24 protein-coding genes and 2 riboswitches are annotated in these 25,555 nt (G+C 71.5%); of the genes, 10 read left to right on the top strand and 14 right to left on the bottom strand.

All coding sequences use genetic code 11. The features are described 5' to 3' along the window. Positions 1-504: 504 nt before the first annotated feature. The 5 genes from BU198_RS15085 to BU198_RS15105 form a co-directional block, all read right to left on the bottom strand. Entirely contained in the window at positions 505-1,551 is a 1,047-nt protein-coding gene (locus BU198_RS15085; protein ID WP_188297362.1) for a C40 family peptidase, read from the bottom strand. A 227-nt stretch (positions 1,552-1,778) separates the two neighbouring features. Further along, entirely contained in the window at positions 1,779-2,918 is a 1,140-nt protein-coding gene (locus tag BU198_RS15090) for an NlpC/P60 family protein (RefSeq protein ID WP_188297363.1), read from the bottom strand. 10 nt (positions 2,919-2,928) lie between these two features. Beyond that, a riboswitch (cyclic di-AMP (ydaO/yuaA leader) is annotated at positions 2,929-3,082 on the bottom strand. Between the two features lie 338 nt (positions 3,083-3,420). Beyond that, positions 3,421-4,458 (bottom strand): C40 family peptidase, encoded by a 1,038-nt coding sequence (locus BU198_RS15095; protein ID WP_188297364.1) that lies wholly within the window; start codon positions 4,456-4,458, stop codon positions 3,421-3,423. 200 nt (positions 4,459-4,658) lie between these two features. After that, positions 4,659-6,008 (bottom strand): NYN domain-containing protein, encoded by a 1,350-nt coding sequence (locus tag BU198_RS15100; protein ID WP_188297394.1) that lies wholly within the window; start codon positions 6,006-6,008, stop codon positions 4,659-4,661. A gap of 214 nt (positions 6,009-6,222) precedes the next feature. Beyond that, positions 6,223-6,486: a hypothetical protein gene (locus BU198_RS15105; RefSeq protein ID WP_188297365.1), complete on the bottom strand. Its 264-nt coding sequence runs from the start codon at positions 6,484-6,486 to the stop codon at positions 6,223-6,225. A gap of 201 nt (positions 6,487-6,687) precedes the next feature. On the opposite strand from BU198_RS15105, the gene BU198_RS15110 reads away from it, so the two are divergent. Together BU198_RS15110 and BU198_RS15115 are read left to right on the top strand one after the other, a co-directional pair. Next, positions 6,688-7,470, top strand: a complete 783-nt coding sequence (locus BU198_RS15110; protein ID WP_188297366.1) for a rhomboid family intramembrane serine protease — start codon at positions 6,688-6,690, stop codon at positions 7,468-7,470. A gap of 41 nt (positions 7,471-7,511) precedes the next feature. Next, positions 7,512-7,793, top strand: a complete 282-nt coding sequence (locus BU198_RS15115) for an Lrp/AsnC family transcriptional regulator (RefSeq protein ID WP_188297367.1) — start codon at positions 7,512-7,514, stop codon at positions 7,791-7,793. A 27-nt stretch (positions 7,794-7,820) separates the two neighbouring features. Here BU198_RS15115 and BU198_RS15120 read toward each other — a convergent pair whose 3' ends face one another. The 3 genes from BU198_RS15120 to BU198_RS15130 all read right to left on the bottom strand — a co-directional run bounded on the left by BU198_RS15120 (position 7,821) and on the right by BU198_RS15130 (position 11,093). Further along, positions 7,821-9,200 (bottom strand): aminotransferase class V-fold PLP-dependent enzyme, encoded by a 1,380-nt coding sequence (locus BU198_RS15120; protein ID WP_188297368.1) that lies wholly within the window; start codon positions 9,198-9,200, stop codon positions 7,821-7,823. Positions 9,201-9,251: 51 nt separating this feature from the next. Beyond that, positions 9,252-9,370: riboswitch (SAM riboswitch) on the bottom strand. Positions 9,371-9,478: 108 nt separating this feature from the next. Further along, on the bottom strand, positions 9,479-10,555 hold the full coding sequence (gene trpD, locus BU198_RS15125) for an anthranilate phosphoribosyltransferase (RefSeq protein ID WP_188297369.1): 1,077 nt from the start codon (positions 10,553-10,555) through the stop codon (positions 9,479-9,481). 112 nt (positions 10,556-10,667) lie between these two features. Next, entirely contained in the window at positions 10,668-11,093 is a 426-nt protein-coding gene (locus tag BU198_RS15130) for a hypothetical protein (protein ID WP_188297370.1), read from the bottom strand. Between the two features lie 397 nt (positions 11,094-11,490). Between BU198_RS15130 and BU198_RS15135 the strand changes: the two genes are divergently transcribed. From BU198_RS15135 to BU198_RS15155, 5 genes are all read left to right on the top strand, one after another. Beyond that, positions 11,491-12,111 (top strand): heme-copper oxidase subunit III, encoded by a 621-nt coding sequence (locus tag BU198_RS15135; protein WP_049651835.1) that lies wholly within the window; start codon positions 11,491-11,493, stop codon positions 12,109-12,111. Between the two features lie 187 nt (positions 12,112-12,298). After that, positions 12,299-13,108: a c-type cytochrome gene (locus tag BU198_RS15140; RefSeq protein ID WP_188297371.1), complete on the top strand. Its 810-nt coding sequence runs from the start codon at positions 12,299-12,301 to the stop codon at positions 13,106-13,108. Between the two features lie 8 nt (positions 13,109-13,116). After that, entirely contained in the window at positions 13,117-14,169 is a 1,053-nt protein-coding gene (locus BU198_RS15145) for a ubiquinol-cytochrome c reductase iron-sulfur subunit (RefSeq protein WP_223244409.1), read from the top strand. Next, a complete protein-coding gene (locus BU198_RS15150; RefSeq protein WP_188297373.1) occupies positions 14,166-15,827 on the top strand; it encodes a cytochrome b in 1,662 nt (553 codons plus the stop codon). The genes BU198_RS15145 and BU198_RS15150 overlap by 4 nt, the downstream gene beginning before the upstream one ends. A gap of 118 nt (positions 15,828-15,945) precedes the next feature. Next, complete coding sequence (locus tag BU198_RS15155) at positions 15,946-16,317, top strand: GntR family transcriptional regulator (protein WP_188297374.1); 372 nt, start codon at positions 15,946-15,948, stop codon at positions 16,315-16,317. Between the two features lie 29 nt (positions 16,318-16,346). Here the strand turns inward: BU198_RS15155 and BU198_RS15160 are convergent, their stop codons facing one another. The 4 genes from BU198_RS15160 to coxB form a co-directional block, all read right to left on the bottom strand. Continuing rightward, positions 16,347-17,603, bottom strand: coding sequence for an Ig-like domain-containing protein (locus BU198_RS15160; protein WP_188297375.1), 1,257 nt, complete (start codon positions 17,601-17,603; stop codon positions 16,347-16,349). Positions 17,604-17,789: 186 nt separating this feature from the next. Next, positions 17,790-18,206, bottom strand: coding sequence for a cytochrome c oxidase subunit 4 (locus tag BU198_RS15165; protein WP_188297376.1), 417 nt, complete (start codon positions 18,204-18,206; stop codon positions 17,790-17,792). Continuing rightward, the gene (gene ctaD / locus BU198_RS15170; protein WP_188297377.1) at positions 18,206-19,981 is read right to left on the bottom strand and encodes a cytochrome c oxidase subunit I; all 1,776 of its coding nucleotides are present in this window, start codon (positions 19,979-19,981) and stop codon (positions 18,206-18,208) included. Before ctaD ends, BU198_RS15165 begins: the two co-directional genes overlap by 1 nt. Further along, positions 19,978-20,832, bottom strand: a complete 855-nt coding sequence (coxB, locus tag BU198_RS15175; RefSeq protein ID WP_188297378.1) for a cytochrome c oxidase subunit II — start codon at positions 20,830-20,832, stop codon at positions 19,978-19,980. Before coxB ends, ctaD begins: the two co-directional genes overlap by 4 nt. Positions 20,833-21,201: 369 nt before the next feature. On the opposite strand from coxB, the gene BU198_RS15180 reads away from it, so the two are divergent. Further along, on the top strand, positions 21,202-22,596 hold the full coding sequence (locus BU198_RS15180; protein WP_188297379.1) for a cysteine desulfurase/sulfurtransferase TusA family protein: 1,395 nt from the start codon (positions 21,202-21,204) through the stop codon (positions 22,594-22,596). 10 nt (positions 22,597-22,606) lie between these two features. On the opposite strand, the gene BU198_RS15185 is transcribed toward BU198_RS15180, so the two are convergent. Continuing rightward, positions 22,607-23,584 carry a carbohydrate kinase family protein gene (locus tag BU198_RS15185; protein WP_188297380.1) on the bottom strand — a complete coding sequence of 326 codons (978 nt, stop codon included), beginning with the start codon at positions 23,582-23,584 and terminating at the stop codon, positions 22,607-22,609. A gap of 309 nt (positions 23,585-23,893) precedes the next feature. On the opposite strand from BU198_RS15185, the gene BU198_RS15190 reads away from it, so the two are divergent. After that, a complete protein-coding gene (locus BU198_RS15190) occupies positions 23,894-24,097 on the top strand; it encodes a hypothetical protein (RefSeq protein ID WP_188297381.1) in 204 nt (67 codons plus the stop codon). A gap of 102 nt (positions 24,098-24,199) precedes the next feature. Next, positions 24,200-24,901, top strand: a complete 702-nt coding sequence (locus tag BU198_RS15195; protein WP_188297382.1) for a hypothetical protein — start codon at positions 24,200-24,202, stop codon at positions 24,899-24,901. Between the two features lie 107 nt (positions 24,902-25,008). Here the strand turns inward: BU198_RS15195 and erpA are convergent, their stop codons facing one another. Next, entirely contained in the window at positions 25,009-25,362 is a 354-nt protein-coding gene (gene erpA / locus BU198_RS15200; protein WP_188297383.1) for an iron-sulfur cluster insertion protein ErpA, read from the bottom strand. Positions 25,363-25,555 lie beyond the last annotated feature (193 nt).

Below are 25,555 nucleotides of genomic sequence, written 5' to 3' on the forward strand. Positions count from 1 at the left end.
CCCCCCCCCCCCCCCCCCCCCCCCCCGCCCCCCCCCCCCCCCCCCCCCCCCCCCCCCCCCCGCCCCCCCCCCCCCCCCCCCCCCCCCCCCCCCCCCCCTCACCCCCCCCCCCGCCCTCGACCCGCCAGTCGGCCCCGGCCCGTACCAGCTCGATCCGGCGCGGGTACACCACCGGGTACTCGTCGTACCCGGCGATCCGCACCGCCAGGTCGGCGGCGGCGGTGAGCCGCTCCGGACCGCCGGCCCCGGCGAGCACCAGGTTGCGGTACTCCGCCCCGGCCACCGGCAGCCCGGACCAGGGGGGCGCCGAGCGCACCCGCTCCGCGAGCACGGCGGCCACCTGCCCGCGGCGGTCCGCCGTCCGCGCCGCGGGCACCGCGGGGGCGGCCGGCGGCAGCGACAGCTGGGTCAGCCCGCCGGCCGCGAGCAGCAGCGCGCCGCGCCTGGACAGCGTGCGGCGGGGGCCGGCGCCGGGTATGTCGGTGGGGTCGGTCTCCGGGGTGCTCAGAGCCGGACCACCCCGGAGACCGGCATGGCGCCGACGCTCTCGTAGCGGACCCTGGCGCCCGGGCGGGGGGCGTGCACGATCACACCGCCGCCGGCGTACATGCCGACGTGGTGCATGTCCCGGTAAAAGATCACCAGGTCTCCCGGTCGCGCTTCGGACAGGCTGATCCGCTGCCCGGCGTACGCCTGGGCCTGCGAGGTGCGCGGCAGGGTCACTCCGGCCTGCCGCCAGCTGTAGTACATCAGACCCGAGCAGTCGAACGCGTGCGGGCCGGCGGCCCCGTAGACGTACGGGGAGCCGATCATCCGCACCGCGGCGGCCAGCGCGGCCGCACCGCGCTCGGAGGCGGGCGGGGCGGTGCCGAGGTCCAGCCGGTCGGTGCCCCGGGTGGCGCGCCGCTCGGCGTCCCTGGCGTCCTGGGCGGCCAGCCGGGCCCGCTCGGCGCCGCCCAGGCCGTTCAGCAGCTTCTGCGCCTTGGCCAGCCGCTGCTGGATCTGCTGCTTGCCGTCGGCGAGCGACCGGCGGGCCTGGTCCAGCTCGGCGAGCTTGTCGGCCGCCTCGGTGCGGCGCTGGTCGAGCCGGCGCTGCCGGGTGATCAGCTCGTGCAGGCTCTCCTGCTGGCGCGCGGCGGCCTGGCCCATGGCGCGGGCGCGGGCCAGGTAGCCCTCCGGGTCGGTCGAGAGGATCAGCTGGGCCGTCTGGGTCATGCCGCCGCCGCGGTACTCCGCCCCGGCCACCGTCGCCAGGTCGCCGCGCAGCTGGTTGAGCTGGTCCTGGGCGCCGGCGATCTCGCCCTGGAGGATGGTGGTCTCGCCCTGGAGGCGCCGTTGGGCCTCCTGCGCCGCGTTGAACTTCTCGGACGCCTGCTCGGCCTCGTCGTACAGCTGCTCCACCTGCGCCTTGACGTCCTGTCGGTCGGCCGGGTCCGGGCTGCCGGGGGCGGCCTGGGCGCTTCCTCCGGCGGCCACGCCCAGCGCGGTGGCGGCGGCCGCGGTCAGCACCAGCGCCCGGGCGAGCAGTTGGGAACGACGGTGCACGGGCATGGCGGCAGCGGCTCCAATCCTGCGGCGCGGCTCCCGCCGCCGCGCCATGGTGGGCGGCCGTCGAGCGGGAGTCCGGTGGCAGACGTTAGCGAGTCCGGGCAACCGAGTCCAAACCCCTCCCAACCCGAATATTCGCCCACTAATCGGACACCAGCTCGACCGCCCGGAAAAGCCGCAGGCCCGGCCTTCCCTGGGGAAGGCCGGGCCCGGAAGCGTCCGAGCGGGGATCAGACCCGCACGATGCCCGTCAGCGGCATGTTGGTGACCGCCTCGTAGCGCACGTTCGTGCCCGTCCTGGGCGCGTGCAGCACCTGGCCGTTGCCGGCGTAGATGCCGACGTGGTGGGCGTCGGTGTAGAAGATCAGCAGGTCGCCGGGCTGGGCCTGGGAGATGTCCGTGCCGATCCGGGTGCCGGCCGAGGCCTGCGCCTGCGAGGTGCGCGGCAGCGACACGCCGGCCTGGTTGTACGCCCAGACCATCAGACCGGAGCAGTCGAAGGAGCCCGGGCCGGTGGCGCCCCAGACGTACGGGCTGCCGATCTTGGAGGCGGCGTACGAGAGGGCGGCGGCACCGCGCGAGCTGCCGGCCGCGGCCTTCACCGGCGCGGCGGCGGCCGAACCGGTCGAGATGTCGCTGCGGCTGTTGTCGCGCGAGGCGCGGTCGGCCTGCTGCTGCTGTTGCGCCTTGGCCGCTTCGGCCTTGGCGGCGTCGGCCTTGACCTTGGCCTCGGCCGCGGCCTTCTCCTCGGCCTGGCGAAGCGCCTGGCGCTCCTGCTCGGTCAGGGTGTTCAGCAGGTCCTGGGCGGCCTTCAGCTTGCCCTGGACGTCCTGCTTGGCGGTCTTCAGCTGCTGGGTGGTGGACTCCAGCTCGGCGAGCTTGCCCTGGGCCTCGTTGCGGTCCTGGTCGAGCTTGCGCTGCTGCTCCTGGAGCTCCTTCAGCTGACCCTTCTGGGTCGCACCGGCCTGGTTCAGCGCACCGGCCTGGGTGAGGAAGCCCTCCGGGCTGGAGGAGAACATCAGCTGGACGGTCGGCGAGATGCCGCCGTTGCGGTACTGCTCGCCGGCGATCTCGGCCAGGCCGCCCTGGAGCTCGGTCACCTGGGACTGCTGACGGGCCACCTGGTCCTGGAGGCCGGAGACCTGCTTCTCCAGCTCCTGCTGCTTGGCCTGGGCGGCGTTGTAGTTCTCGGTCGCGACCTCGGCCTGCTCGTTGAGCTGGTCGACCTGCTCCTTGACCTGTTCCTTGGTCGGCTGCGGGTCGGCGTGGGCGCCGGACTGCGCGGAGAGGGCGACGGCTGCGGCGGCGACTCCGGTCAGGATCGAGACGCGGGTGCGGCCGGCGGGCTTGGGACGACGATGGGACGCCACGAAGGCGGACTCCTTCTTCCTACGGCCGCCTACCGGGTGAGCTGACGGGTTCGGGCCGGAAGCATGCCCTACGACGCCTCACAGCCGTTCCACCGGCCGACCTGGCGCCGATTCACCCCGGAGGAACGTGGTTCCCCGGCTCCGCTCCGCAGCGCCCCCAGGAACTGGGCTCCCCTGTCGGGCAGTCGCTTCGACCTGCCCCGCTGCCTTGCGAACTCGACGGAAACCACCGCCGCCACCCTGGCTGGGCGATCGAGAGTGCGGTGGTTCGGGGCACGACCCTAGTAACTGAACCGTGATCGGTTCAAATCCTTGTCAGAAAAAAGACAGAAGATTGCCAAAGTTCTTTTGTGAAAATGACCGATGGTGACCACTGGCACACGTAAGGCTGATCACTTCTCACCATGCGGTCACGAAACGCCGAAAACCCGAACGCCACCCCCACACGGGGGTGGCGCTGATCACAGGTCCGGAAAAGGGGCCCCTCCGGCGTGTCGGGCCGTCAGACCCGGCGGATGGTGTTGATCGACATCGCGTCGGCCTTCATCACCTTCACCACGTCGCCGGTGTGCGGCGCGTGGACCACCATGCCGTTGCCGATGTACATCCCGACGTGGTGCATGTCGTTGCCGTAGACCACCAGGTCGCCCGGCTGGGCCTGGTCCAACGAGGGCACCTTGGTCCCGTAGTGGCCCTGCTCCTGCGAGGTGCGCGGCAGCGAGACGCCGGCCTGGCCGTACGCCCAGACCATCAGGCCCGAGCAGTCGAAGGTGGTCGATCCGGTGGCGCCCCACACGTACGGCGAGCCCTGCTTGCCCATCGCCTTGGACACCGCCACCGCCGCGAGGCCGCTGGCCGGCGGCAGGCTGCCGAGGTCGACCCGGTCGCTGCCGCGCGAGGCGCGGTCGTCCTGCGTCTGCTGGGCCCGCAGCGCGGCGCGGTCGGCGGCGCTGAGCGAGTTCAGCAGGTCCTGGGCGGCCTTCAGCTTGGTGTTGACGTCCGTCTTGGCCTGGTTCAGGTCCTTGGTGGTGCTCTCCAGGGAGGCGAGCACGGTGGCCGCCTCGGTCTTCTGCTGGTCCAGCCGGCGCTGCTGGTCCAGCAGCCCCTTGAGCGCCTCGGCCTGGCTGGTGCCGGCCTGCTGGATGGTGGAGGCCTTGTCCAGGTAGCCGGACGGGTCGGAGGAGAGCATCAGCTGGACGGACGGGTCGATGCCGCCGGTGCGGTACTGCTCGCCCGCCACCTCGGCGAGGCCGCCCTGCAGCTGCGTCATCTGCTCCTGGCCGCGGGCCACCTGGTCCTGGAGCTGGCCGGACTGCTTGCGCAGCTGGTCGGCCCGCTCCTTGGCACCGTTGTACTTCTCCGCCGCCTGCTCCTGCTCCTCCTGGAGCTGGTCGATCTGCGCCTTGACGTCCGACTTGTTCGGCTGCGGCGCGGCGTGCGCGGCCACCTGGGCGGAGAGGGCGACCGCGGTCGCAGCGGCGGCGGTGAGCACGGAGATCCGTACGCGGCTCTGCTGCTTGGGACGGCGGTGGGATGCCAAGGGTCCGGCTCCTTCTTCCATCGGACTCACCTGATGGGATGAGATTCCGGAAAATAGGTTTGACGCCAGACCCTAGTGAACATCTACCTGTTCTGCCACTCCCCCGAAGGCGTGAACTCCGGTTCCCACACTGACGTCACAAGACCCGCACACCCGCTCGGAACCACCCCTGACCAGGCATCATCCCATCCGGTCCGGGCTCAGGGCCGGGCCAGCCTGTTCAGCAGCAACACCGAGGCCACGGGGCGCGCGCCGGCCTTCCGCACGCCCTCCGCGACCTCCCGGTCGGTGGAGACCACCACCACCGGACGGCCCTGCGGCTCGGCCCGTACCAGACGGCGGATCAGCTCGTCCGCGGTCTCCCCGGTCCGGCTGAACCGCACCCGGACCCCGCGCGGTGGCGCCATGATCACCGGGACGTCCAGGTCCTGCCCGTCGAACACACAGGTGACCTCCGCCTGCGTGCGCTGGGCCAGCATCGCCAGCCCGCCCAGCAGCCGGATCCGCTGCTGCTCCAGCGGCAGCGCCGGATAGCCGGTCTTGGTCACGTTGTAACCGTCCACCAGCAGGTGCACCTGGGGGATCGCCAGCAGCTGGTCCAGCAGCGCCGGATCGTCCTCGGCGAGGCCGCGCCGCGCCACGTCGTGCGGCGAGGCCGCCCCCGGCACCACCGCCTCCACCAGGTCCGCCGGACGGATCTGGGAGACCGGCAGCGCCAGCTCCCGCTGGAGCCCCTGGGCCGACTGCAGCACGGTGTCCAGCAGCAGCCGCAGCCGCATGTCCTCGACGCTGCGCCCCTCACGGGCCGACCGGCGGCCCTGCTCGGCCGCGTTCTCCAGCTCGGAGACCCGGTGCCTGAGCCGGCGCGCCTCGGTCTCCACCGCGCCGCGCTCGGTCGCGGCCTGCGCCTTCGCGGCCTCCAGCTCGCCGGCCAGCCTGCGGGTCTCGGCCTGCGCCCTGCGGGTGTCGCTCTCCAGCGACCGCACCTTCTTGCGCAGCGACTCGGCCTCCTTGCGGACGCCCTCCGACTCGGTCCGCTGCCGGTCCAGGTCCGCCCGCGCGGAGGCCCGCACCTCGGCCAGCTCCGCCTGCAGCTTCTCCACCAGCCGGGTCGCCTCCGCGGCCGCGTCCTCGGCGCCGGCCCGCTCGACCTCCTCGCCGGCCTCGGCCACCAGCCGGCTCCAGCCGGCCGACCGCACCAGGTAGGCGGCGGCCGCGACGTCCATCGGGTCGGCGGCGCTCGGAACGGTGCCCGACTCCAGCGCCTTCACCAGGTCCGGCTGCCCCAGTCTCAGCCGCTCCGCTATCCGCACCCGGAAGGCCGGCTCCGACTCCAGCGCCGCCGCCAGCGCGGTGGCCGCGTACTTGGCCCGCCGCGCCGGGGTGAACTTGACGTACTGGCGCAGGCTCTGCGGCAGCTCGGCCGGCGGCAGCCCGCCGAGCGCGTCCGAGGCCAGCCCGACCACGCGCCGGCGCACGCCCTCCGGCAGCGGCCGGTCGAGCTTCTCGGCCGCGCGCTCCGCCACGGGCTCGGAGGGACCGTCCTCCACCCGGGCCGGCTCGGCCGGGGCCTCGGCCGCAGCGGGCTGAAGCCCCCGCTCTTCGCCGGGCTCCTTCGCTGCGTCCACCACGTCCTCGGCTCCGATCCTGGTCCAGCGGGGTACGGCCGCGGCCGCCCCTGTCGTCACGCTCCGTGCGTCTTGTTCTGTATTGTCCCGTGCGGCGGACGGGCATGCCGCGCACCCGCCCGCCGCACCGACGGGGTCAGCCCTGCTCGGCGGCGGCCTCCGTGCCCTCGGCGCCGGGCCTGGCCACCAGCTCGACCTGGTCGACCGCGTTGCACCAGCGGCAGCGCACCGACTCGATGGTCTCGCTCAGTACCTCGGTCTCCTCGACCTTGGACTCGCCGGCCAGGTCGAAGTGCAGGAACTCGGTCACCCGGGCGGTGCGGGTGACGTCGAAGCGGGTGAGGTTGCCGCACAGGGTGCAGCGCCAGCGCGTCTCGGCGGTCAGAGCGGGGACGGTCATCGGGGGTCCTCTCGGGTGATCCCTGCGTGGGCCAGGCGCTCCCCCCGGAGCCCCGGCATCGGCGGCGGGAGGCGGGAATGCCCGCCCCAAGCCTATTGCCTGGGGCTGCCGTCGCGACCACCGGTTGCCTGAACACCCGGGCTAGTCCACCTGCCGTAAACCACGGTGTCACCTGCGGCGCCCGGAGGGATGCTTGGCCGCATGGCGCTCGCGGCCCCCGACCACACCGCTGCCTGGGGCGACCGCCCGGCGGTGCCCGTCCCCGTGGTCAGCTACGCCCTGATCGCGCTCAACACCCTGGTCTTCCTGTTCGCCCCGGCGGCCGGCCTCAACCCGCTGTACGGCACTGGCCAGGCCAGGGTCTGCGCGGAGCAGCGGTACGAGCAGCGCTGGGGCGCCGTCCCCGCCGAGCTGCTGGCCGGACGGCCGCTGACCGCCGAGCAGCTGGCCGAGGCCCCCGACCCGGTCCCCGGCTGCCCGGCCGCCCCGACCCCGGGCAAGCACCCGTCCCTGTCCGTCCTCACCGGGCTCTTCCTCCACGCGGGCTGGCTGCACCTGCTGGGCAACCTGCTCTTCCTCCACGTCTTCGGCCCCACCGTCGAACGGCGGCTGGGCCGGGTCAGGTACGCCCTCTTCTACCTCGCCGCCGGCAGCGTGAGCACGTACGGCTTCGCGCTCGCCGAGGCGCACTCGCCGGGTTCCACCCGGGTGCTCATCGGGGCGTCCGGGGCGATCTCCGCCGTCCTCGGGGCCTATCTGCGCTTCCACCCGCGGGCCCGGGTCACCACCCTCGTCCCGCTGCTGTTCTTCCTGCCGCTGCGCTTCCCCGCCTGGCTGGTGCTCGGCCTCTGGTTCACCCTGCAGTGGTGGTCGGCGCACTCGGCCGGCCCCGGGGTCGCGTACCTGGTGCACGTGATCGGCTTCTCGGCGGGGTTCCTCTACGCCTGCACCGCGGTCCGCCACCCCCCGCGACGGCCCGGCTGACGCCCGATACGCTGGCGGCACCTCACAAAGGAGCCCGAACCGTGATCACCGCCATCGTCCTGATCAAGACCAGTGTCGACCGCATCCCGGAGATCGCCGAGTCCATCGCCGCCATCGAGGGCGTCAGCGAGGTCTACTCGGTGACCGGTGGCTACAACCTGGTGGCGATGGTGCGGGTCCGCCACCACGACGACCTGGCCGAGGTCATCCCCGGCCGGCTGAACAAGGTCCCGGGCGTGGCCGACACCGAGACCCAGATCGCCTTCCGCACCTACTCCCAGCACGACCTGGAAGCCGCCTTCGCCCTCGGCCTGGACGAGTAACGGGGCTCAGGGTCCCTCCTTCGGGGCTCAGCCCTCCCGGCGCCCCCTGTCGATCTGCACGGTCGCGACGCAACGCCCGCCCTCGTTGCGGTAGTTCCAGCTCGCGCCGTCCGTGACCAGCTCCCGGACGGCCGTCAGGAAGCGGTCGACGTGCTCGTCCGGCGTCCCGGCGCCGAAGCTCACCCGGATCGCGTTCAGGCTGCGCTCGCCCGGCAGCGAGGGCTCCGGCGCACCGCACTCGGACGGGGCCACGTCCTCGTCCCCGAGCAGGGTGCGCACCAGCGGGTGGGCGCAGAACAGGCCGTCGCGCACCCCGATGCCGTACTCGGCGGACAGCGCGGCCGAGAAGTGCGAGCTGTTCCAGCCCTGGACGACGAAGGACAGCACGCCCACCCGGGCCGAGCCCTCGCCGAACAGGTTGAGCACCTTGACCTGCGGGATCTCCGCCAGCCCCGCCGTGAGCCGGGCGACCAGCTGCTCCTCGCGGGCCTCCAGCGCGTCGAAACCGGCCTCGGTCAGCGCCCGGCAGGCCGAGGCGATCGCGTAGGCGCCGATGACGTTCGGCGAGCCGGCCTCGTGCCGGGCCGGGCCGGTGTGCCACTGCACGGCCACCGAGCCGTCGGTCTCCCTGGCCACCGTCCTGGTCGCCCCGCCGCCGGCCAGGTACGGCTCGGCCGCGTCCAGCCAGTCCGCCCGGCCGGCCAGCACGCCGGCGCCGAACGGCGCGTAGATCTTGTGGCCGGAGAAGGCGATCCAGTCGACGTCCAGCTCGCGCACCGAGACCCGGTGGTGCGGCGCCAGCTGGGCGGCGTCCAGCACCACCCGGGCGCCGTGCCGGTGGGCGGTCGCGGTCAGCTCGGCGACCGGCCACAGCTCGCCGGTCACGTTGGAGGCGCCGGTGACGCAGAGCAGCTTGGGGCCCTCGGGCGCCTCGGCGAGCGCGGCGTCCAGCGCGGCCACCGCCTCGGCCCGCGAACGCGGCGCGCGCAGGTAGGTGACGCCCAGTCCGGCGTGCGCCCAGGGCAGCAGCGAGGCGTGGTGCTCGGTCTCGAAGGCGAACACCCGGGTGCCGGCCGGAACGGCGGCGGCCAGCAGGTTGAGCGAGTCGGTGGTGGCCCGGGTGAAGACCACCTGGTCGCCCTCGCGCAGGTCGAGGAACTCGCCGACGGTGCGCCGGCTCTGCTCGAACAGGTCGGTGGACAGCTGCGAGAGGTACCCGGCCCCGCGGTGCACGCTGCCGTAGTACGGCGCGTAGGCGGCGACGTCGTCCCACACCCGCTGGAGGGCCGGCGAGCTGGCCGCGTAGTCGAGTGCCGCGTAGCCGACCTTCTCACCACTGGCGAGCGGGACCTGGACGTCGGAGCCGAGGACGGCGAGCGGGGCGCAGATTTCGGTGGCCAGGGACATGAGGACGCACTCCTTGGGGGGTATGGGACCCCGGGAGTGCTAGTCGTCGGGTGTCCGCGCTTGCCGCACGGACGGTTTGCCGTGACGACCCGGTCCTCACCCAGGGCACCCCGCCACGGACGGAGGGTTGCCGGACAGCAAGCTGGGGCTTCGCGCTGTCACTCATGACCTGGCGAAGACTCTAGGCCGCGTCCAGCGGTCGGTCAAACGGACATCCAGCATCCGGACAGCACCGGAGCCCGGGCCGGCGCACCGGCACGGGCTCCCCAACTGCCGTCTCAGATCCGGCTGGTGGCCTCCGACCAACGCCGCAGCAGGTCCTGCGCGGCACCGGAGTCGATCGCCTTCGCCGCCCGCGCCATGCCCGCCGCCAGCTGCTCGGGGAGCGGCGCGTCGCCCAGGTCGATCGCGACCAGCGCCGCCGCCGTGTTCAGCAGGACGGCGTCCCGCACCGGCCCGTGCTCCCCCGCCAGCACCCGCCGCGCGACCTCGGCGTTGTACGAGGCGTCCGCCCCGCGCAGCGCCTCGATGCCGACCAGCTCGATGCCGACGTCCCGCGGGTCGAAGGAGGTCTCGGTGACCACCCCGTCGCGCACCACCCACACCTGCGAGGTGGTGGTGATGGTCAGCTCGTCCAGCCCGTCGTCGCCGCGGAAGACCAGTGCCGTCGCGCCCCGCCCGGCCAGCACCCCGGCGATCAGCCCGGCCAGCCGGGTGTCGAAGCAGCCGATGGCGTGGGCCTTGACCTTGGCCGGATTGGTCAGCGGACCGAGGATGTTGAAGGCGGTCGGCACCCCGAGGTCGCGCCGGGCGGTGGCGGCGTGCCGCATCGAGGGGTGGAACTTCGCCGCGAAGCAGAAGGTGAGCCCGACCTCCTCGGCCACCTCGGCCACCCGCCGGGCGGACAGGTCCAGCGCCACCCCGAGCTTCTCCAGCACGTCCGAAGAGCCACTGGTGGACGAGGCCGACCGGTTGCCGTGCTTGACCACCTTGGCGCCGGCGGCCGCCGCGACGATCGCCGACATGGTGGAGATGTTGACGGTCTTCGCCCGGTCGCCACCGGTGCCGACGATGTCCACCGCGGGACCGGGGATCTCCAGCGGCTCGGCGTGCTCGTACATCGCGTCGACCAGGCCGGCGATCTCGTCGACCGACTCGCCCTTGGCCCGCAGCGCGATCATGAACCCGGCCACCTGGACGGGGGACGCCTCGCCGCTCATGATCCGGTCCATCGCCCACGCGGTGGACGAACGGTCGAGGTCCTCCCCCTGCAACAGCACCGCCAGGAGGTCCGGCCAGGTGCGGACCACCTGCACGGGGTCGCTACCGCCGTTCGCAGGGTTCACGTTCACCATGGCTGACTCCACTGTTGTCGGTTCCCCGCGCAGGGGGACGTCCGTACGGATGGAGCCAGCCTATCGAGCGGAGCCGCCGCGACGGCCGCTCTTCTCGCCTACCGGACGCCGGTCAACGGACGGCCGGAGTCCGCTTCGCCAGCCGGGCCCGCAGCAGGGTGGCGGCCGCCCCGGCCAGCGCCACCGGGTCCACCGGGTGGGAGATGGCGGCGTCGGCCCGGCTCCAGGCGGCGAGCCAGGAGTCCTGCGGCCGGCCGATCAGCACCAGCACCGGCGGGCAGCCGTAGATCTCGTCCTTCAGCTGCCGCCCGAGGCCCAGCCCGCCGGCCGGCACCGCCTCGCCGTCCAGCACGCAGAGGTCGACGCCCCCCTTCTCCAGTGCCTTGAGCACCGCGGGGGTGGTCGCGCACTCCAGGTAGGACAGTTCCGGAAGATCCTCGGCGGGCCGGCGGCCGAGCGCCGTCAGCACCTGCTCACGGGTGTTGCGGTCGTCGCTGTAGACGAGGACGGTGAGCGTCTCATCGGTCGTGTACGCCATGGACCCTGCTCCCTCAAGTGTGATCCGGACCACGTTCGCCTGATCCGGATGCTACTCCCGATCACCCTTCGCCGAGTCCCCCTCGCGCACGTTCCTCGCCAACCCGGCGCACCCTCGGCTCACCCGCCCGGAGGACGGCCCGTCACCCGACCCCGGTCAGTCCACCCGTACGGCCGACCCGGAACCCCTCCCCCCTACCTCGTGCGGCTACTCCGACCGTGCAACGGCGCGCCGGGCAAGGGGGTCGCGGGCTCCTCCGAGGAACCATCAGAAAAGGGACACGCCGCTGCTCAGTCCCCATCCGGGCCCCCCACCGGCCTCCAAGCGGGCATACCGCACGCACCGGACACTCCGAGGGACACCCCCCGGCGTGAAGACGGAATAAGGGACCGACATAATGTCCGTCGTGGCGACAGCAACAGCAGTAGAAACCGGGCACGCGCACGGATCGGTCAACCGGCCGAACATGGTCAGCGTCGGAACGATCGTCTGGCTCAGTTCCGAGTTGATGTTCTTCGCGGCCCTCTTCGCGATGTACTTCACGCTCCGCTCCGTCAAGGGGCCGGAGTTCTGGACCGAGAAGGCCCACGCCCTCAACGTGCCCTTCTCCTCGGTCAACACCACGATCCTGGTGCTCTCCTCGCTCACCTGTCAGCTCGGCGTGTTCGCGGCCGAGCGTGGTGACGTGAAGAAGCTCCGTGCGTGGTTCATCCTCACGTTCGCCATGGGCGCGGTCTTCATCGGCGGTCAGGTCTTCGAGTACACCGAGCTGGTCAAGAAGGACGGCCTCTCGCTGTCCTCCGACCCGTACGGCACGGTGTTCTACCTGACCACCGGCTTCCACGGACTGCACGTGACGGGTGGTCTGATCGCCTTCCTGCTGGTCCTGGGACGGACGTACGCAGCCAAGCGCTTCACGCACGAGCAGGCCACCGCCGCGATCGTCGTGTCGTACTACTGGCACTTCGTCGACGTCGTGTGGATCGGCCTGTTCGCGACCATCTACCTGATCAAGTAACCAGCTGATCAGGTCGCTGGCCACCGGCTGCGGCCCCCGCCCTCACCGGCGACGGGCCGCTTCTGCCGGTGCCGACGCTCCCACCGACCGACCGCGCGCGCAGCCCTAGACAGGCAGCCTCGTGCCGGCCAGACCGGCCGCCGGGTGCACCCACCAGTCGACCAGATCCTGACACCGGGGTTATTCCGTGAAAAAGCTCTCCGCACGACGGCGCCACCCATTGGCGGCGCTGGTCGTCCTACTTCTCGCCCTGGCGGCAACCGGGGGGCTGTACGCCGCGTTCGCGCCCGCCGACAAGGCGCAGGCCGACGTCGCCGCGCAGTCGCTCGCGATCGATGAGGGCAAGAAGCTCTTCGCCGTGGGCTGCTCCTCCTGCCACGGCCTGGACGGCCAGGGCAGCAGTGACGGTCCGAACCTGGTCGGCGTCGGCTCCGCCGCTGTCGACTTCCAGGTCGGCACCGGCCGCATGCCGGCCCAGCAGCCCGGCGCCCAGGTCCCGCGCAAGAAGAACATCTACTCGCAGGCCGAGATCGACCAGCTCGCCGCCTACGTCGCCTCCCTCGGTCCCGGCCCGGTGACCCCCAGGGAGGAGCAGTACACCTCGACCAACCCCGAGGACCTCGCCAAGGGTGGCGAGCTGTTCCGCACCAACTGTGCCCAGTGCCACAACTTCGCCGGCCAGGGTGGTGCCCTGACCAAGGGCAAGTACGCCCCGTCGCTCGAGGGCGTGGACGCCAAGCACATCTACGAGGCCATGCAGACCGGCCCGCAGAACATGCCGTCGTTCCCGGACACCACCATGCCCGAGGAGCAGAAGAAGCAGATCGTGGCCTTCGTCCGCCACACCACCAACGATGAGCCCAACCCCGGTGGTCTCACCCTGGGCAGCCTCGGTCCGGTGACCGAGGGCCTGTTCGGCTGGATCTTCGGGCTCGGCACGCTCATCGCGGTCGCGATCTGGGTCGCCGCCCACACCACCAAGGCCAAGAAGTCATGAGCCACGACATGTCAGAAGAGAAGCTCCCGGAGCCGCACGGCTCCGCCGGCGAGGTGGCCGACCACGGCCACCCGTTCGCCGACCCGGGCCTGCCGGCCCACGAGCCGCGTCGCACCGACATCGACGAGCGGGCCGCCAAGCGGGCCGAGCGTCAGGTCTCGCTGATGTTCGTGATCTCGATGCTCGCCACCGTCGCGTTCATCGCCTCGTTCGTGGCCATCGACGCGGACCGGATCGTCTACATCTTCCCGCTCGGTCATGTCAGCGCGCTGAACTTCGCGCTCGGCCTGACCCTGGGCGTCGCGCTGTTCATGATCGGCGCGGGTGCGGTCCACTGGGCCCGCACCCTGATGTCGGACGTCGAGCTGCCGGCCGAGCGTCACCCGATCGAGGCCTCCGAGGAGGTCCGCGCCGACGTCATCGAGCAGTTCAAGACCGGTGCCGCCGAGTCCGGTTTCGGTCGCCGCAAGATGATCCGCAACACCCTGATCGGCTCCATGGCGCTGGTCCCGCTCTCCGGCGTGGTCCTGCTCCGTGACCTCGGCCCGCTTCCCGAGAAGAAGCTCATGGAGACCGGCTGGAAGGAGGCGACCGAGAGCAAGCCGCTGCCGCTCATCAACATGAACACCATGCAGCCGATGAAGCCCGAGGACATCATCGTCGGCTCGCTCACGTTCGCCATGCCGGAGGGCCTGTCCACGCACAGCGAGGACTTCCAGCAGCGGATCGCCAAGGACGCCCTGATGCTGGTCCGCATCGCGCCCGATGACATCAAGGACGAGAAGTCCAAGGACCTGGGCTTCGAGGGCATCCTCGCCTACTCCAAGATCTGCACCCACGTCGGCTGCCCGATCAGCCTGTACGAGCAGCAGACCCACCACGCGCTCTGCCCCTGCCACCAGTCGACCTTCGACCTGGCGGACGGCGCTCGCGTCATCTTCGGCCCGGCCGGCCACCCCCTGCCGCAGCTGAAGATCATCACTGACGAGAAGGGCAACCTGGTCGCCACCGGCGACTTCGCTGAGCCCGTCGGCCCGAGCTACTGGGAGCGTGCTCGATGAGTAGCGCGAGCAGCACCACGACCGGTGCCGCCAAGCCCTCCAGCACGCGTGACAAGCCCGCCAACAAGTGGGAAGCCGCCGCTGACTGGACGGACGGCCGGCTGGGGATCTACTCCCTCGCCAAGGCCAACCTGCGGAAGATCTTCCCGGACCACTGGTCCTTCATGCTGGGCGAGATCTGCCTCTACACGTTCGTCATCATCATCCTGACCGGTGTCTACCTGACGCTGTTCTTCAAGCCCTCGATGGCCGAGGTCATCTACGACGGCTCGTACGTGCCGCTCAAGGGCCTGCCGATGTCGGAGGCCTATGCCTCCACGGTGAACATCAGCTTCGAGGTCCGCGGCGGTCTGCTGATCCGCCAGATCCACCACTGGGCCGCCCTGGTCTTCGTGGCCGCGATGCTCGTGCACATGATGCGCGTGTTCTTCACCGGCGCGTTCCGCAAGCCCCGCGAGATCAACTGGGTCTTCGGCTTCCTGCTGCTGGTCCTGGGCATGTTCGACGGCTTCTTCGGCTACTCGCTGCCGGACGACCTGCTGTCGGGTACCGGTATCCGCTTCATGGAAGGCGCGATCCTCGCCGTCCCGCTGATCGGCACCTACGTCCAGATGTTCCTGTTCGGGGGCGAGTTCCCCGGCCACGACATCGTGCCGCGGTTCTTCACCATCCACGTGCTGCTGATCCCGGGCATCATGCTCGGCCTGCTGGTGGCGCACCTGATCCTGGTCTTCTACCACAAGCACACCCAGTGGGCGGGCCCGGGCAAGACCGAGAAGAACGTCGTCGGCATGCCGCTGATGCCGGTCTACATGGCCAAGGCCGGTGGCTTCTTCTTCCTGGTCTTCGGCATCATCGCCATCATCTCGGCGATCGCCACGATCAACCCGATCTGGTCGGTCGGCCCGTACCGCCCTGACCAGGTCTCCACGGACGCCCAGCCCGACTGGTACATGGGCTTCTCCGAGGGGCTGATCCGGATCATGCCCGGCTGGGAGATCAGCGTCTGGGGCGGCCACACCCTCAACCTGGGTGTCATGGTCCCGCTGGCGATCTTCCCGCTGGTCCTGGTCTCGATCGCGGTCTACCCGTTCATCGAGGGCTGGATCACCGGCGACAAGCGCGAGCACCACATCCTGGACCGCCCGCGCAACGCCCCGGTCCGCACCGCCCTGGGCGCCGCCTGGATCAGCCTCTACCTGCTCCTGCTGGTGGCCGGTGGCAACGACCTGTTCGCCACCCACCTGCACCTGTCGATCAACTCGGTCACCTACTTCGTCCGCGTCGGCTTCTTCGTCGTCCCGGTCGTCGTCTTCATCATCACCAAGCGCTGGTGCCTCGGCCTCCAGCGCCGTGACAAGGAGAAGGTGCTGCACGGCCGCGAGACGGGCGTCATCAAGCGCCTGCCGCACGGTGAGTTCGTCGAGGTGCACGCCCAGCTGCCGCAGCAGGACCTGCACAAGCTCACGGCGCACGAGCAGAACCAGCCGGTCGAGCTGCCGGCCCAGACGGACGAGAACGGCGTGGCCCGCAAGGCCGGCGTCGTCACCCGCACCCGGGCCAAGCTCTCCCGCGGCTTCTACGGCGAGGGCAGCCAGATCCCCAAGCCCACCGCCGAGGAGCACCACGAGATCACCAGCGGCCACGGCCACCACTGATCCCGCAGGCACCACCGCGTCACCCCGAGGGCCGCTGACCAGAGTTCGTCTGGTCGGCGGCCCTCGGCCCTTCCCGAACCCGCCGGCCCCGTACCCGCCCGCGCCCCCAGGAGTCCCCGTGCAGCTCTCCGTCGACCCCGCCAGCGCCACTCCCCCGTACGAGCAGATCCGCGCCCGGATCGCCGGCCTGGCCCGCTCCGGGGAGCTGCCGACCGGGCTGCGGCTGCCCACCGTCCGGGCCCTGGCCGAGGAGCTGGGAGTGGCCGCCGGCACCGTCGCCCGGGCCTACCGCGAGCTGGAGGCGGACGGCGTGGTGGAGACCCACGGCAGGCGCGGCACGCTGATCGCCGCCACCGGCGACGCCGCCCACCGGCTGGCCGCCGAGGCCGCCGCCGAGTACGCCGCCAGGGCGAGCCGGCTGGGCCTCTCCCCCGCGGACGCGCTGGCCGCCGTGGACACCGCCCTGCGGCTGGCCTACCCGAAGGGCTAGGGCGTGTCTTGCGGGCCCGGTAAGGGCCTTCAGAGCTCGGGGCGGATCATTCCCGCGGCCTGGGCCTGGGAGGCCGCTGCGGTGGTGCTGACGGCCTGTCCCGAGGCACTGTGCCGGACCCAGTCCGCCCAGTCGATGTTCCAGTCACCGAAGCCGTTGCCGAAGGGCTCCATCTCGCCGCCGCGGCTGTTCACCACCGTCACCGGGTCCCCCACCCTGGTGTGCTCGTAGAACCACTCGGCGTTGCCGGTGCTCATGCCGGTACAGCCGTGACTGACGTTCTCCAGGCCCTGCGAGCCGACCGACCAGGGCGCCGCGTGGACGTACTCGCCGCTCCAGGTCACCCGGGTGGCCCACAGCACGTCGAGGTCGTACGCCTCCGTGCTGCCCGCCGCTATGCCGATGGTCTCGCCGTTCATCCGGACCGACCGCTCCTGGCCGAGCACCACCTTGACGCCGTTGCGGGTGTCGAAGCCGGGCTTGCCGGTGGTGACCGGGATGCTCCGCAGGACCTCTCCGTCGCGCTTGAGGGTGAGCTCGTGGGCGGCCGCGTCGATCACCGACTCCACCCGTTCGCCGATCCGCAGCTTCAGCGCGCTGCGGTCACCGCCGTAGAGCCCGTCCTCGATCCGGCTGCCGGTGCCGTCGAAGGCCAGCGAGACGGTCGTCCCGGCCGGCCAGTAGTCCTCCGGACGGAAGTGCAGGTTCCTGTCGTCCACCCAGTACCAGGCGCCGGTGACGGTGGGCTGGGAGGCGACGGTCAGGACGCGCTCGACCTCCTGGCGGGCCTGGGGGTCCTTCACCGCCTCGGAGAGCTGCACGGTGAGCGGCTGGCCCACTCCGTAGACGCCGCTGCCGGAGGAGTCCGGGCCGAGCTTGGCGGTGAGCAGGCGCTGGGCGGCGAGGGTGCCGAAGGTCGCGGTGGTGTCGCCGCGGCCGCCCTTGCCGTCGTCGGCGGAGATCCGCACCGAGTACGCGGTGGCGGCCTTCAGCCGGCCGGTGGTCTGCCAGCTGCGCTGGTCCTCGGCGAGCTTCCCGGCGACCACCCGGCCGTCCGGGCCGACCACGGTGACGTCGGTGAGCCGGCTGCCCTGGAGGGCGGTCACGGTGACCGGCTGGGAGGGGTCGGCCTTGCCGTCCGCCGAGAGGTGGACCAGCGGGGCCGCGTCGACCCGGTGCGGCCCCTTGGGCGCGTCCTCCCCGGCCGTGCAGGCGGCCAGCGGGGCCAGCACCGCGAGGGCCAGCGAGATGCCGCCGAGAGCTGCGATTCCGCGCCTGTCGGCCATGACCGCCTCCGAGGGTTCGCACGATTGATCAGATCGTAGGAACACCCCTGCCGAAGCGACATCCGAGGGACTCCCGGTTCACCCACCGGAGTGAAGCCGTCATTCCGGGGACGCAGCAGGCCGGGAACGCCACAGGGCCGGCCCTCCCCTGCGGGAGGACCGGCCCTGGTGCCGGAAGCGGGAACCCTACTGGTTCTGGTTCTCGCCCCGGTAGAACTCGAAGACCCATCCGAAGATGCCGATCAGGATGATCGGGGCGGCCCAGAACATCAGCCACCAGCCGAAGATCACGCCCAGGAAGGCGAGCGCGCCACCGAGCGCCAGCGAGAGCGGCTGCCAGCTGTGCGGGGCGAAGAAGCCCAGCTCGCCGGAGTCGTCCGCGACCTCGGCCTCGGGGTTGTCACCCGCGCCGCTGTCCACCCGGCGGGCGGTGAAGGCGAGGTAGTACCCGATGAAGGCGCAGAGCCCGAAGGCCAGGAACAGCGCCGTGGTGCCGGCGGCCTCGATGCCGAGGTCCGAGTGGTTGGTCCACAGGCCGTAGGTCAGAGCCATGGCCAGTACGAAGACCGACAGGCCCAGGAAGATCTTTCCCTGTTCCTTCATCAGGCGTCGCCCTCCTTGTTGCCCTTGCCCAGCTTCGGGGCGTCGTACTTCGCCGGGGTCACGCCGGCGAGGTGCTTGGCCGGCTCGCCGTGGTTCTCCAGGTAGTCCAGCGCGGCGATCTCCGGGTGGTGGAGGTCGAAGGCCGGGGATTCGGAGCGGATCCGCGGAAGGGTGAGGAAGTTGTGCCGCGGCGGCGGGCAGGAGGTCGCCCACTCCAGCGAGCGGCCGAAGCCCCACGGGTCGTCCACGGTGACCTTCTCGCCGTACTTGGCGGTCTTCCAGACGTTGTAGAGGAACGGCAGGAGCGACAGGCCGAGCACGAAGGAGCCGATGGTCGAGACGGTGTTCAGGGTGGTGAACCCGTCCGACGCCAGGTAGTCGGCGTAGCGGCGGGGCATGCCCTCCGCGCCGAGCCAGTGCTGCACCAGGAAGGTGGTGTGGAAGCCGATGAACAGCGTCCAGAAGGTGATCTTGCCGAGGCGCTCGTCCAGCATCTTGCCGGTCATCTTCGGCCACCAGAAGTGGAAGCCGGCGAACATCGCGAACACGACGGTGCCGAAGACCACGTAGTGGAAGTGGGCGACGACGAAGTACGAGTCCGAGACGTGGAAGTCGATCGGCGGGGAGGCCAGCAGGACACCCGTCAGACCACCGAAGAGGAAGGTGACCAGGAAGCCGACCGTCCAGAGCATCGGGGTCTCGAAGCTCAGCGAGCCCTTCCACATGGTGCCGACCCAGTTGAAGAACTTCACACCGGTCGGGACCGCGATCAGGAAGGTCATGAACGAGAAGAACGGCAGCAGGACTTGTCCCGTGACGTACATGTGGTGCGCCCACACCGTGACGGACAGACCGGCGATCGCGATGGTGGCCGCGATCAGGCCGGAGTAGCCGAACATCGGCTTGCGGCTGAAGACCGGGATGATCTCCGACACGATGCCGAAGAACGGCAGCGCGATGATGTACACCTCGGGATGCCCGAAGAACCAGAACAGGTGCTGCCAGAGCATCGCCCCGCCGTTGGCAGGGTCGAAGACGTGGGCACCGAACTTGCGGTCCGCCTCCAGGGCGAACAGCGCGGCGGCCAGCACTGGGAAGGCCAGCAGGACCAGCACCGAGGTCAGCAGGACGTTCCAGACGAAGATCGACATCCGGAACATCGTCATGCCGGGCGCGCGCATGCAGATGATCGTGGTGATGAAGTTGACCGCACCGAGGATCGTGCCGAAGCCGGAGAAGGCCAGACCCATGATCCACATGTCGCCGCCGATGCCGGGCGAGTGAACCGCGTCCGACAGCGGGGAGTAGGCGAACCAGCCGAAGTTGGCGGCGCCGTTCGGGGTCAGGAAGCCCGCCACCGCGATGGTCGAACCGAAGAGGTACAGCCAGTACGCGAACATGTTCAGACGCGGGAACGCCACGTCGGGGGCGCCGATCTGGAGCGGCATGATCCAGTTCGCGAAGCCGGCGAAGAGCGGCGTCGCGAACATCAGCAGCATGATCGTGCCGTGCATCGTGAACGCCTGGTTGAACTGCTCGTTCGACAGGATCTGGGTCCCGGGACGAGCCAGCTCGGCACGCATGACCAGGGCGAGGATGCCACCGATCAGGAAGAAGGCGAACGACGTCGCCAGGTACAGCGTGCCGATCGTCTTGTGGTCAGTGGTGGTCATCCACTTGATGATGGTCGAACCCGGCTTCCGGGTCCGCTGCGCCCCGACCGTGACGGCCTCGGCGCCCCCGCCGGCCGCGGCGGGCTCGTTGAGGATTGTCACTTCTCTTCACTTCCCATGGTGATCAGGCCGGAGGGCACCGCACCGTTCTGGCCCTTGGCGCGAAGATCGGCCAGGTGCTTGTCGTAGTCGGCGCGGTCGACGACCTTGACGTTGAACAGCATGCGCGAGTGGTCGACGCCGCAGAGCTCGGCGCACTTGCCCATGTACTCGCCCTTGACGGTCGGCGTGACCTCGAACTTGTTCACCACGCCCGGCACGACGTCCATCTTCATCATGAAGTTGACGGGCCAGAAGTCGTGGATGACGTCACGCGAGGTGAGGCGGAACTGCGTCGACTCGTTGACCGGCATCCAGAGCGTCGGAACGTCCTTGGGGGTACCGACGTCGTACGCGGCGTCCTTGTTTGCCGGGTCGGGGGTCTCGGTGTTCTCGTAGTTGAACGCCCAGCTCCACTGGAAACCGACCACGTTGACGTAGTGCTGCGGCTTCTCGGAGGTGGCGATCAGCTTGCTCTCGTCGCGGGCGACGAAGTAGAAGAGCACCGAGACGATGATGATGGGGACCGCGGTGTAGAGCGCCTCGATGGGCACGTTGTACCGGGTCTGCGGAGGGACCTCCACGCCGGTGCGCTTGCGCCGGTGGAAGATCACGCTCCAGATGATCAGACCCCACATCAGTACGCCGACCACCAGCGCCGCGATCCAGGACCCCTGCCACATCTGGAGGACCATCGGCCCTTCCTTGGTGACGGGGCTCGGGAGGCCAAGCCTGGGGAGGTCGTTGGCCGAGCAGCCGGTAGCGGTCGCGATGACGAGGCCCAGTGCCAGCGCCTGAGGCAGCTTCCGCCGCATCGTGCGCCGCGGCGAGCGGTCGGAGCCGTTGGGACTCACGTAGCGCCTTCCCGAAGTCTCGCCCGCCTTCGCGTCGCCCCGGAGAGGAGTGTGAGCCTCCCCGGCGACCCGTCCACGGGCACGGTTTGAATGCTTATGCGGGCCAAACCCTACTCCAGCCTTATGCGCTCCTGACGGGCAGCCCCCGGTAACGCGCCGCCCGCTAGCCCGATCAGGCCCGGTGGGGGCTGCGTCGCAGGTCATCGTAGACATTCGAGGTCCGTACGCCCGATCGGGGGATGACCTCGGATGACATCCGTGACGATCCGTCGGACGCGGACGAAGCGGACATTCGGGGTGATCGACTGACGGTGGGTGAGCCGTGTGACCCGGCCGGGTCGCGCACCGGGTGTGTCGTTAAATGTGACCGTGTACTTCGACGCGGCCTCGACGGCCCCCCTGCACCCCGTCGCGCGGCAGGCGCTGACCGCCGCCCTGGACGAGGGCTGGGCCGATCCGGCCCGGCTGTACCGCTCCGGCCGACAGGCCCGGATGCTGCTGGACGCCGCCCGCGAGACGGTGGCCGCGGTGCTGGGCGCGCGGGCGGACGAGATCTCCTTCACCGCCAGCGGGACGCAGTCCGTCCAGCTCGGTCTGCTCGGCGCCCTGGCCGGCAACCGGCGGCGCGGCGGCCACTTCGTGCACTCCGCGGTGGAGCACTCCAGCGTGCTGCACGTCGGCGAGCGCCACGAGGCGGGCGGGGGCGAGGTGTCGGTGGCCCCGGTGGACCGGGGCGGCCGGGCCGACCCGGAGGCCTTCGCCGCGCTGCTGCGCCCGGACACCGCGCTGGCCGCGCTGCAGAGCGCCAACCACGAGGTGGGGACGGTGCAGCCGGTCGACGAGGTCGCCGCGCGGTGCGCCGAGGCGGGCGTCCCGCTGCTGGTGGACGCGGCCCAGAGCGCCGGACGGACGGACGTCCCCGCGGGCTGGTCGCTGCTGACGGCGAGCGCCCACAAGTGGGGCGGCCCGGCCGGGGTCGGGGTGCTGGCGGTGCGCAAGGGCGTCAGGTACGCCTCGCCGCTGCCGGCCGACGAGCGTGAGGGCGGCCGGGTGCCCGGCTACGTCAACGTCCCGGCGATCGTGGCCGCGGCCGCCTCGCTGCGCGCCGTACGGGCCGAGGCCGAGCGGGAGAACGCCCGGCTGCACGCGCTGGTGGAGCGGATCCGCACCCGGGTGCCGCAGCTGGTGCCCGAGGTCGAGGTGGTCGGCGACCCGGTGCGGCGGCTGCCCCACATCGTCACCTTCTCCTGCCTGTACGTGGACGGGGAGGTGCTGCTGACCGAGCTGGACCGGGCGGGCTTCGCGGTCTCCTCCGGCTCCTCCTGCACCTCGTCCACGCTGACGCCCAGCCATGTGCTGGCGGCGATGGGGGTGCTCACCGAGGGGAACGTCCGGGTCTCGCTGCCGTACGGGACGGCCGAGGCGGACGTGGAGCGCTTCCTCGCGGTGCTGCCCGGCCTGGTGGCCGGCGTCCGGGCACCGCTCGGGCTGGACCTGCCGGCGCCGGAGGCCCCCGCCGGGGAACTGCTGCTGGTCGTCGACGCCCTCGGCAAGCGCTGCCCGCTGCCGGTGATCGAGCTGGCGAAGCGGATCGGCGAGGTGCCGCCGGGCGGCACGGTCGCCGTGCTGTCCGACGACGAGGCGGCCCGGCTGGACATCCCGGCCTGGTGCGGGATGCGCGGGCAGGAGTACGTGGGCGAGGCCCCGGCCACCGAGTACGGCGGTGACCGGGGCTCGGCCTACCTCGTGCTGCGCCGCTCCTGAGCGGGGCGCGCTACTTGACCAGGTACGCGCGGATCTCGGCGGTCGCCTCGGCGCCGTAGGCCTCCTCGAAACGGCCCAGGAAGGCGGCCGGGCGCAGCTCGTACTCCTGGGTGCCGACGGTCTCGATCACCAGGGTGGCGAGCATGCAGCCGAGCTGGGCGGAGCGCTCCAGGTCGAGGTCCCAGGACAGGCCGGCCAGGAAGCCCGCCCGGAAGGCGTCGCCGACGCCGGTCGGGTCGACCTTGGCCTCCTCCTTGGCGCAGCCGACCAGGATCGGGGCCTCGCCCTTGCGCTCGATCCGGACGCCCTTGCTGCCCAGGGTGGTGATCCGGGTGCCGACGCGGGTGAGCAGCTCCTCGGCGTCCCAGCCGGTCTTGCTCTCGATCAGCGCGGCCTCGTACTCGTTGGTGAAGAGGTACGCGGCGCCGTCCACGATCTCGCGGATGTCGTCGCCCTCCAGGCGGGCCAGCTGCTGGGAGGGGTCGGCGGCGAAGGCGTAGCCGCGGGTGCGGCACTCCTGGGTGTGGCGGACCATGCCCTGCGGGTCGTCGGCGCCGACCAGGACGAGGTCCAGGCCGCCGACGCGGTCGGCGATCGGCTTCAGCTCGATGTTGCGGGCCTCGGCCATGGCGCCGGTGTAGAACGAGGCGATCTGGTTGTGGTCCTCGTCCGTGGTGCACATGAAGCGCGCGGTGTGCCGGGTCTCGGAGATGTGGACGGAGTCGCAGTCCACGTTGTTGCGCTCCAGCCAGCTGCGGTACTCGGCGAAGTCCGCGCCGGCGGCGCCGACCAGGATCGGGCGCAGGCCGAGCACGCCCATCCCGAAGGCGATGTTCGGCGCGACGCCGCCGCGACGGATGTCCAGGGTGTCGACCAGGAAGGACAGCGACACGGTGTGCAGCTGTTCGGCGACCAGCTGGTCGGCGAACCGGCCGGGGAATGTCATCAGGTGGTCGGTGGCGATCGAACCGGCGACGGCGATACGCACGGGAGGTCTCCTCAGGATGGCTGCGGGGCCAGCGGGCAAGCGGGGGTGAACCCGCCCACGGTACCCGGCCCCGGCGAGCGCGCCGCAAGAGTGCCTCGGGTTGACGCCCGCACGGCCATGGTGGCACTCGTTGCGCTCGAACGTGTACTACCTGCCGGTAGCACTGGTGGGCGGCCCGAGCCCTGCCTAGGGTCGGCCGGGAGGCGCCTCCGTCGACTCCGGAGCCGCCTCCCGGAGGCCCGCCGTGCAGGCGGGCCCCGTCGTCGACCGCGGCAGCGTGGCCGCGGCCCCGGATCGGAGCGCTACCCGATGACCGACCACTCCCCCGTGCCCGCCCTGCGGACCGAGGACGGCGAGACCCTCGACGCCCTGGTGGACTCCTCCCGGCGGCTGCGCCGGTTCTGGCCACAGCTCACCGTCGGCCCGGAGCCCGCCGCCCCGTCGCCGGCCGGCTTCCGGGTGCCCTCCGGGGCGCAGCGGGTGGTCGCGGGGATGGCCGAGTACGGCTTCTGAACCCGGGCCGGCCGGTACGGAACCGGATCCGTCCGGAGCACGTCACATCCGCGCGGAGCGGCCGCGGAGGCGGCACCGCTGAACCCTCGGGAGGATGTGCAGATGGATCCGGAGACGATGCCCCGGCGCGGTCGGCGGACGGTGGCCCTGGTGGGCCTGGCCCTGGCGGCGGTGGTGACGGTGGCCGGCTGCGACGGGGGCGGCAGGACCGCCTCGGACTCGGCGGCGGCCGGCACGACCGCCTCGGCCCCGGCCCCGGCCCCGGCGAGTGCCTCCGCGCGGACCCCGGCGGATTCCGGGAGTCCGGCCTCGACGGCTCCGGCCGGGAGCGCCTCCGGTACCGCGCAGCCGGCCTCGCCACCGCCGACCGGCTTCACGCCCGCCCCGGCCTCCCCGCCGCCCGGTCGGCCGGAACCGGCCACTCCCCCGGGCAACGGGATCGCGGTGGGCGAGCCGAACCCGAACGGTTCGGGCTCGCCCGTCCGCCCGCCGGTCGGGTACCGGGTGGACGGCACCACCAAGCTGACCGTCTACTTCTTCGGCGGGGTCTGCACCACGTACGCGCTGAAGGCCGACGAGTCGCAGCCGGGCCGGGTGGACGTGCTGGTCGTGCCGGGCCCGCCCACGGTCCAGCCGGGGCAGGTGTGCAACGCGCTGGCCAAGCGGCAGTCGGTGTCGGCCGACCTGCGCTCGCCGCTGGCCGGGCGGACGGTGGTCGACAAGTCGAGTGGCCAGGAAGTGCCGCTGGAGGGCGACCCGCGCATCGGGCCGGATCCGGTCACCCCGGACGTCGCCGGGCAGTAGCAGCCGGAGCGGCAGCGGCCCGGGCAGCAGGAGCCCGGACGTGGAAACGGAAAGGCGGCCCCGGGGTGATCCCCGGGGCCGCCTTCCGCAGCGGGCCTGACTGAGGCCTAGCTGAACGAGTCGCCGCAGGCGCAGGAGCCGGTGGCGTTCGGGTTGTCGATGGTGAAGCCCTGCTTCTCGATGGTGTCGACGAAGTCGACGGTGGCGCCGCCCAGGTACGGGGCGCTCATCCGGTCGGTGACGACCTTGACACCGTCGAAGTCCTTGATCACGTCGCCGTCGAGCGAGCGCTCGTCGAAGAACAGCTGGTAACGCAGGCCGGAGCAGCCACCGGGCTGGACGGCGACGCGCAGCGCGAGGTCCTCGCGGCCTTCCTGCTCCAGCAGGGCCTTGACCTTGCCCGCGGCGGCATCGGTAAGGAGGATGCCACTGTCGACAGTGGTCTCGTCCTGGACGGTCATCTGCTTTCTCCCGGTCTTGGCGACGGTCTGCCGCAAGTGCCAACCAACAGCCGTCCGGTTTCATTTCCCGGTCGGCGGTGGATTTCTGTGGCCTGGTCGCGGCTGGATATCCGTGGGCCGGGTGTGCCACCCGCGTCCCCTACGCTCCCCATGCTCGCACACCCCGCGGGGCCGGTCACCGCCCGAGGCACGG

The organism is Streptomyces sp. CBMA156, from assembly GCF_014596515.1.
In the GTDB taxonomy this organism is placed as follows: domain Bacteria; phylum Actinomycetota; class Actinomycetes; order Streptomycetales; family Streptomycetaceae; genus Kitasatospora.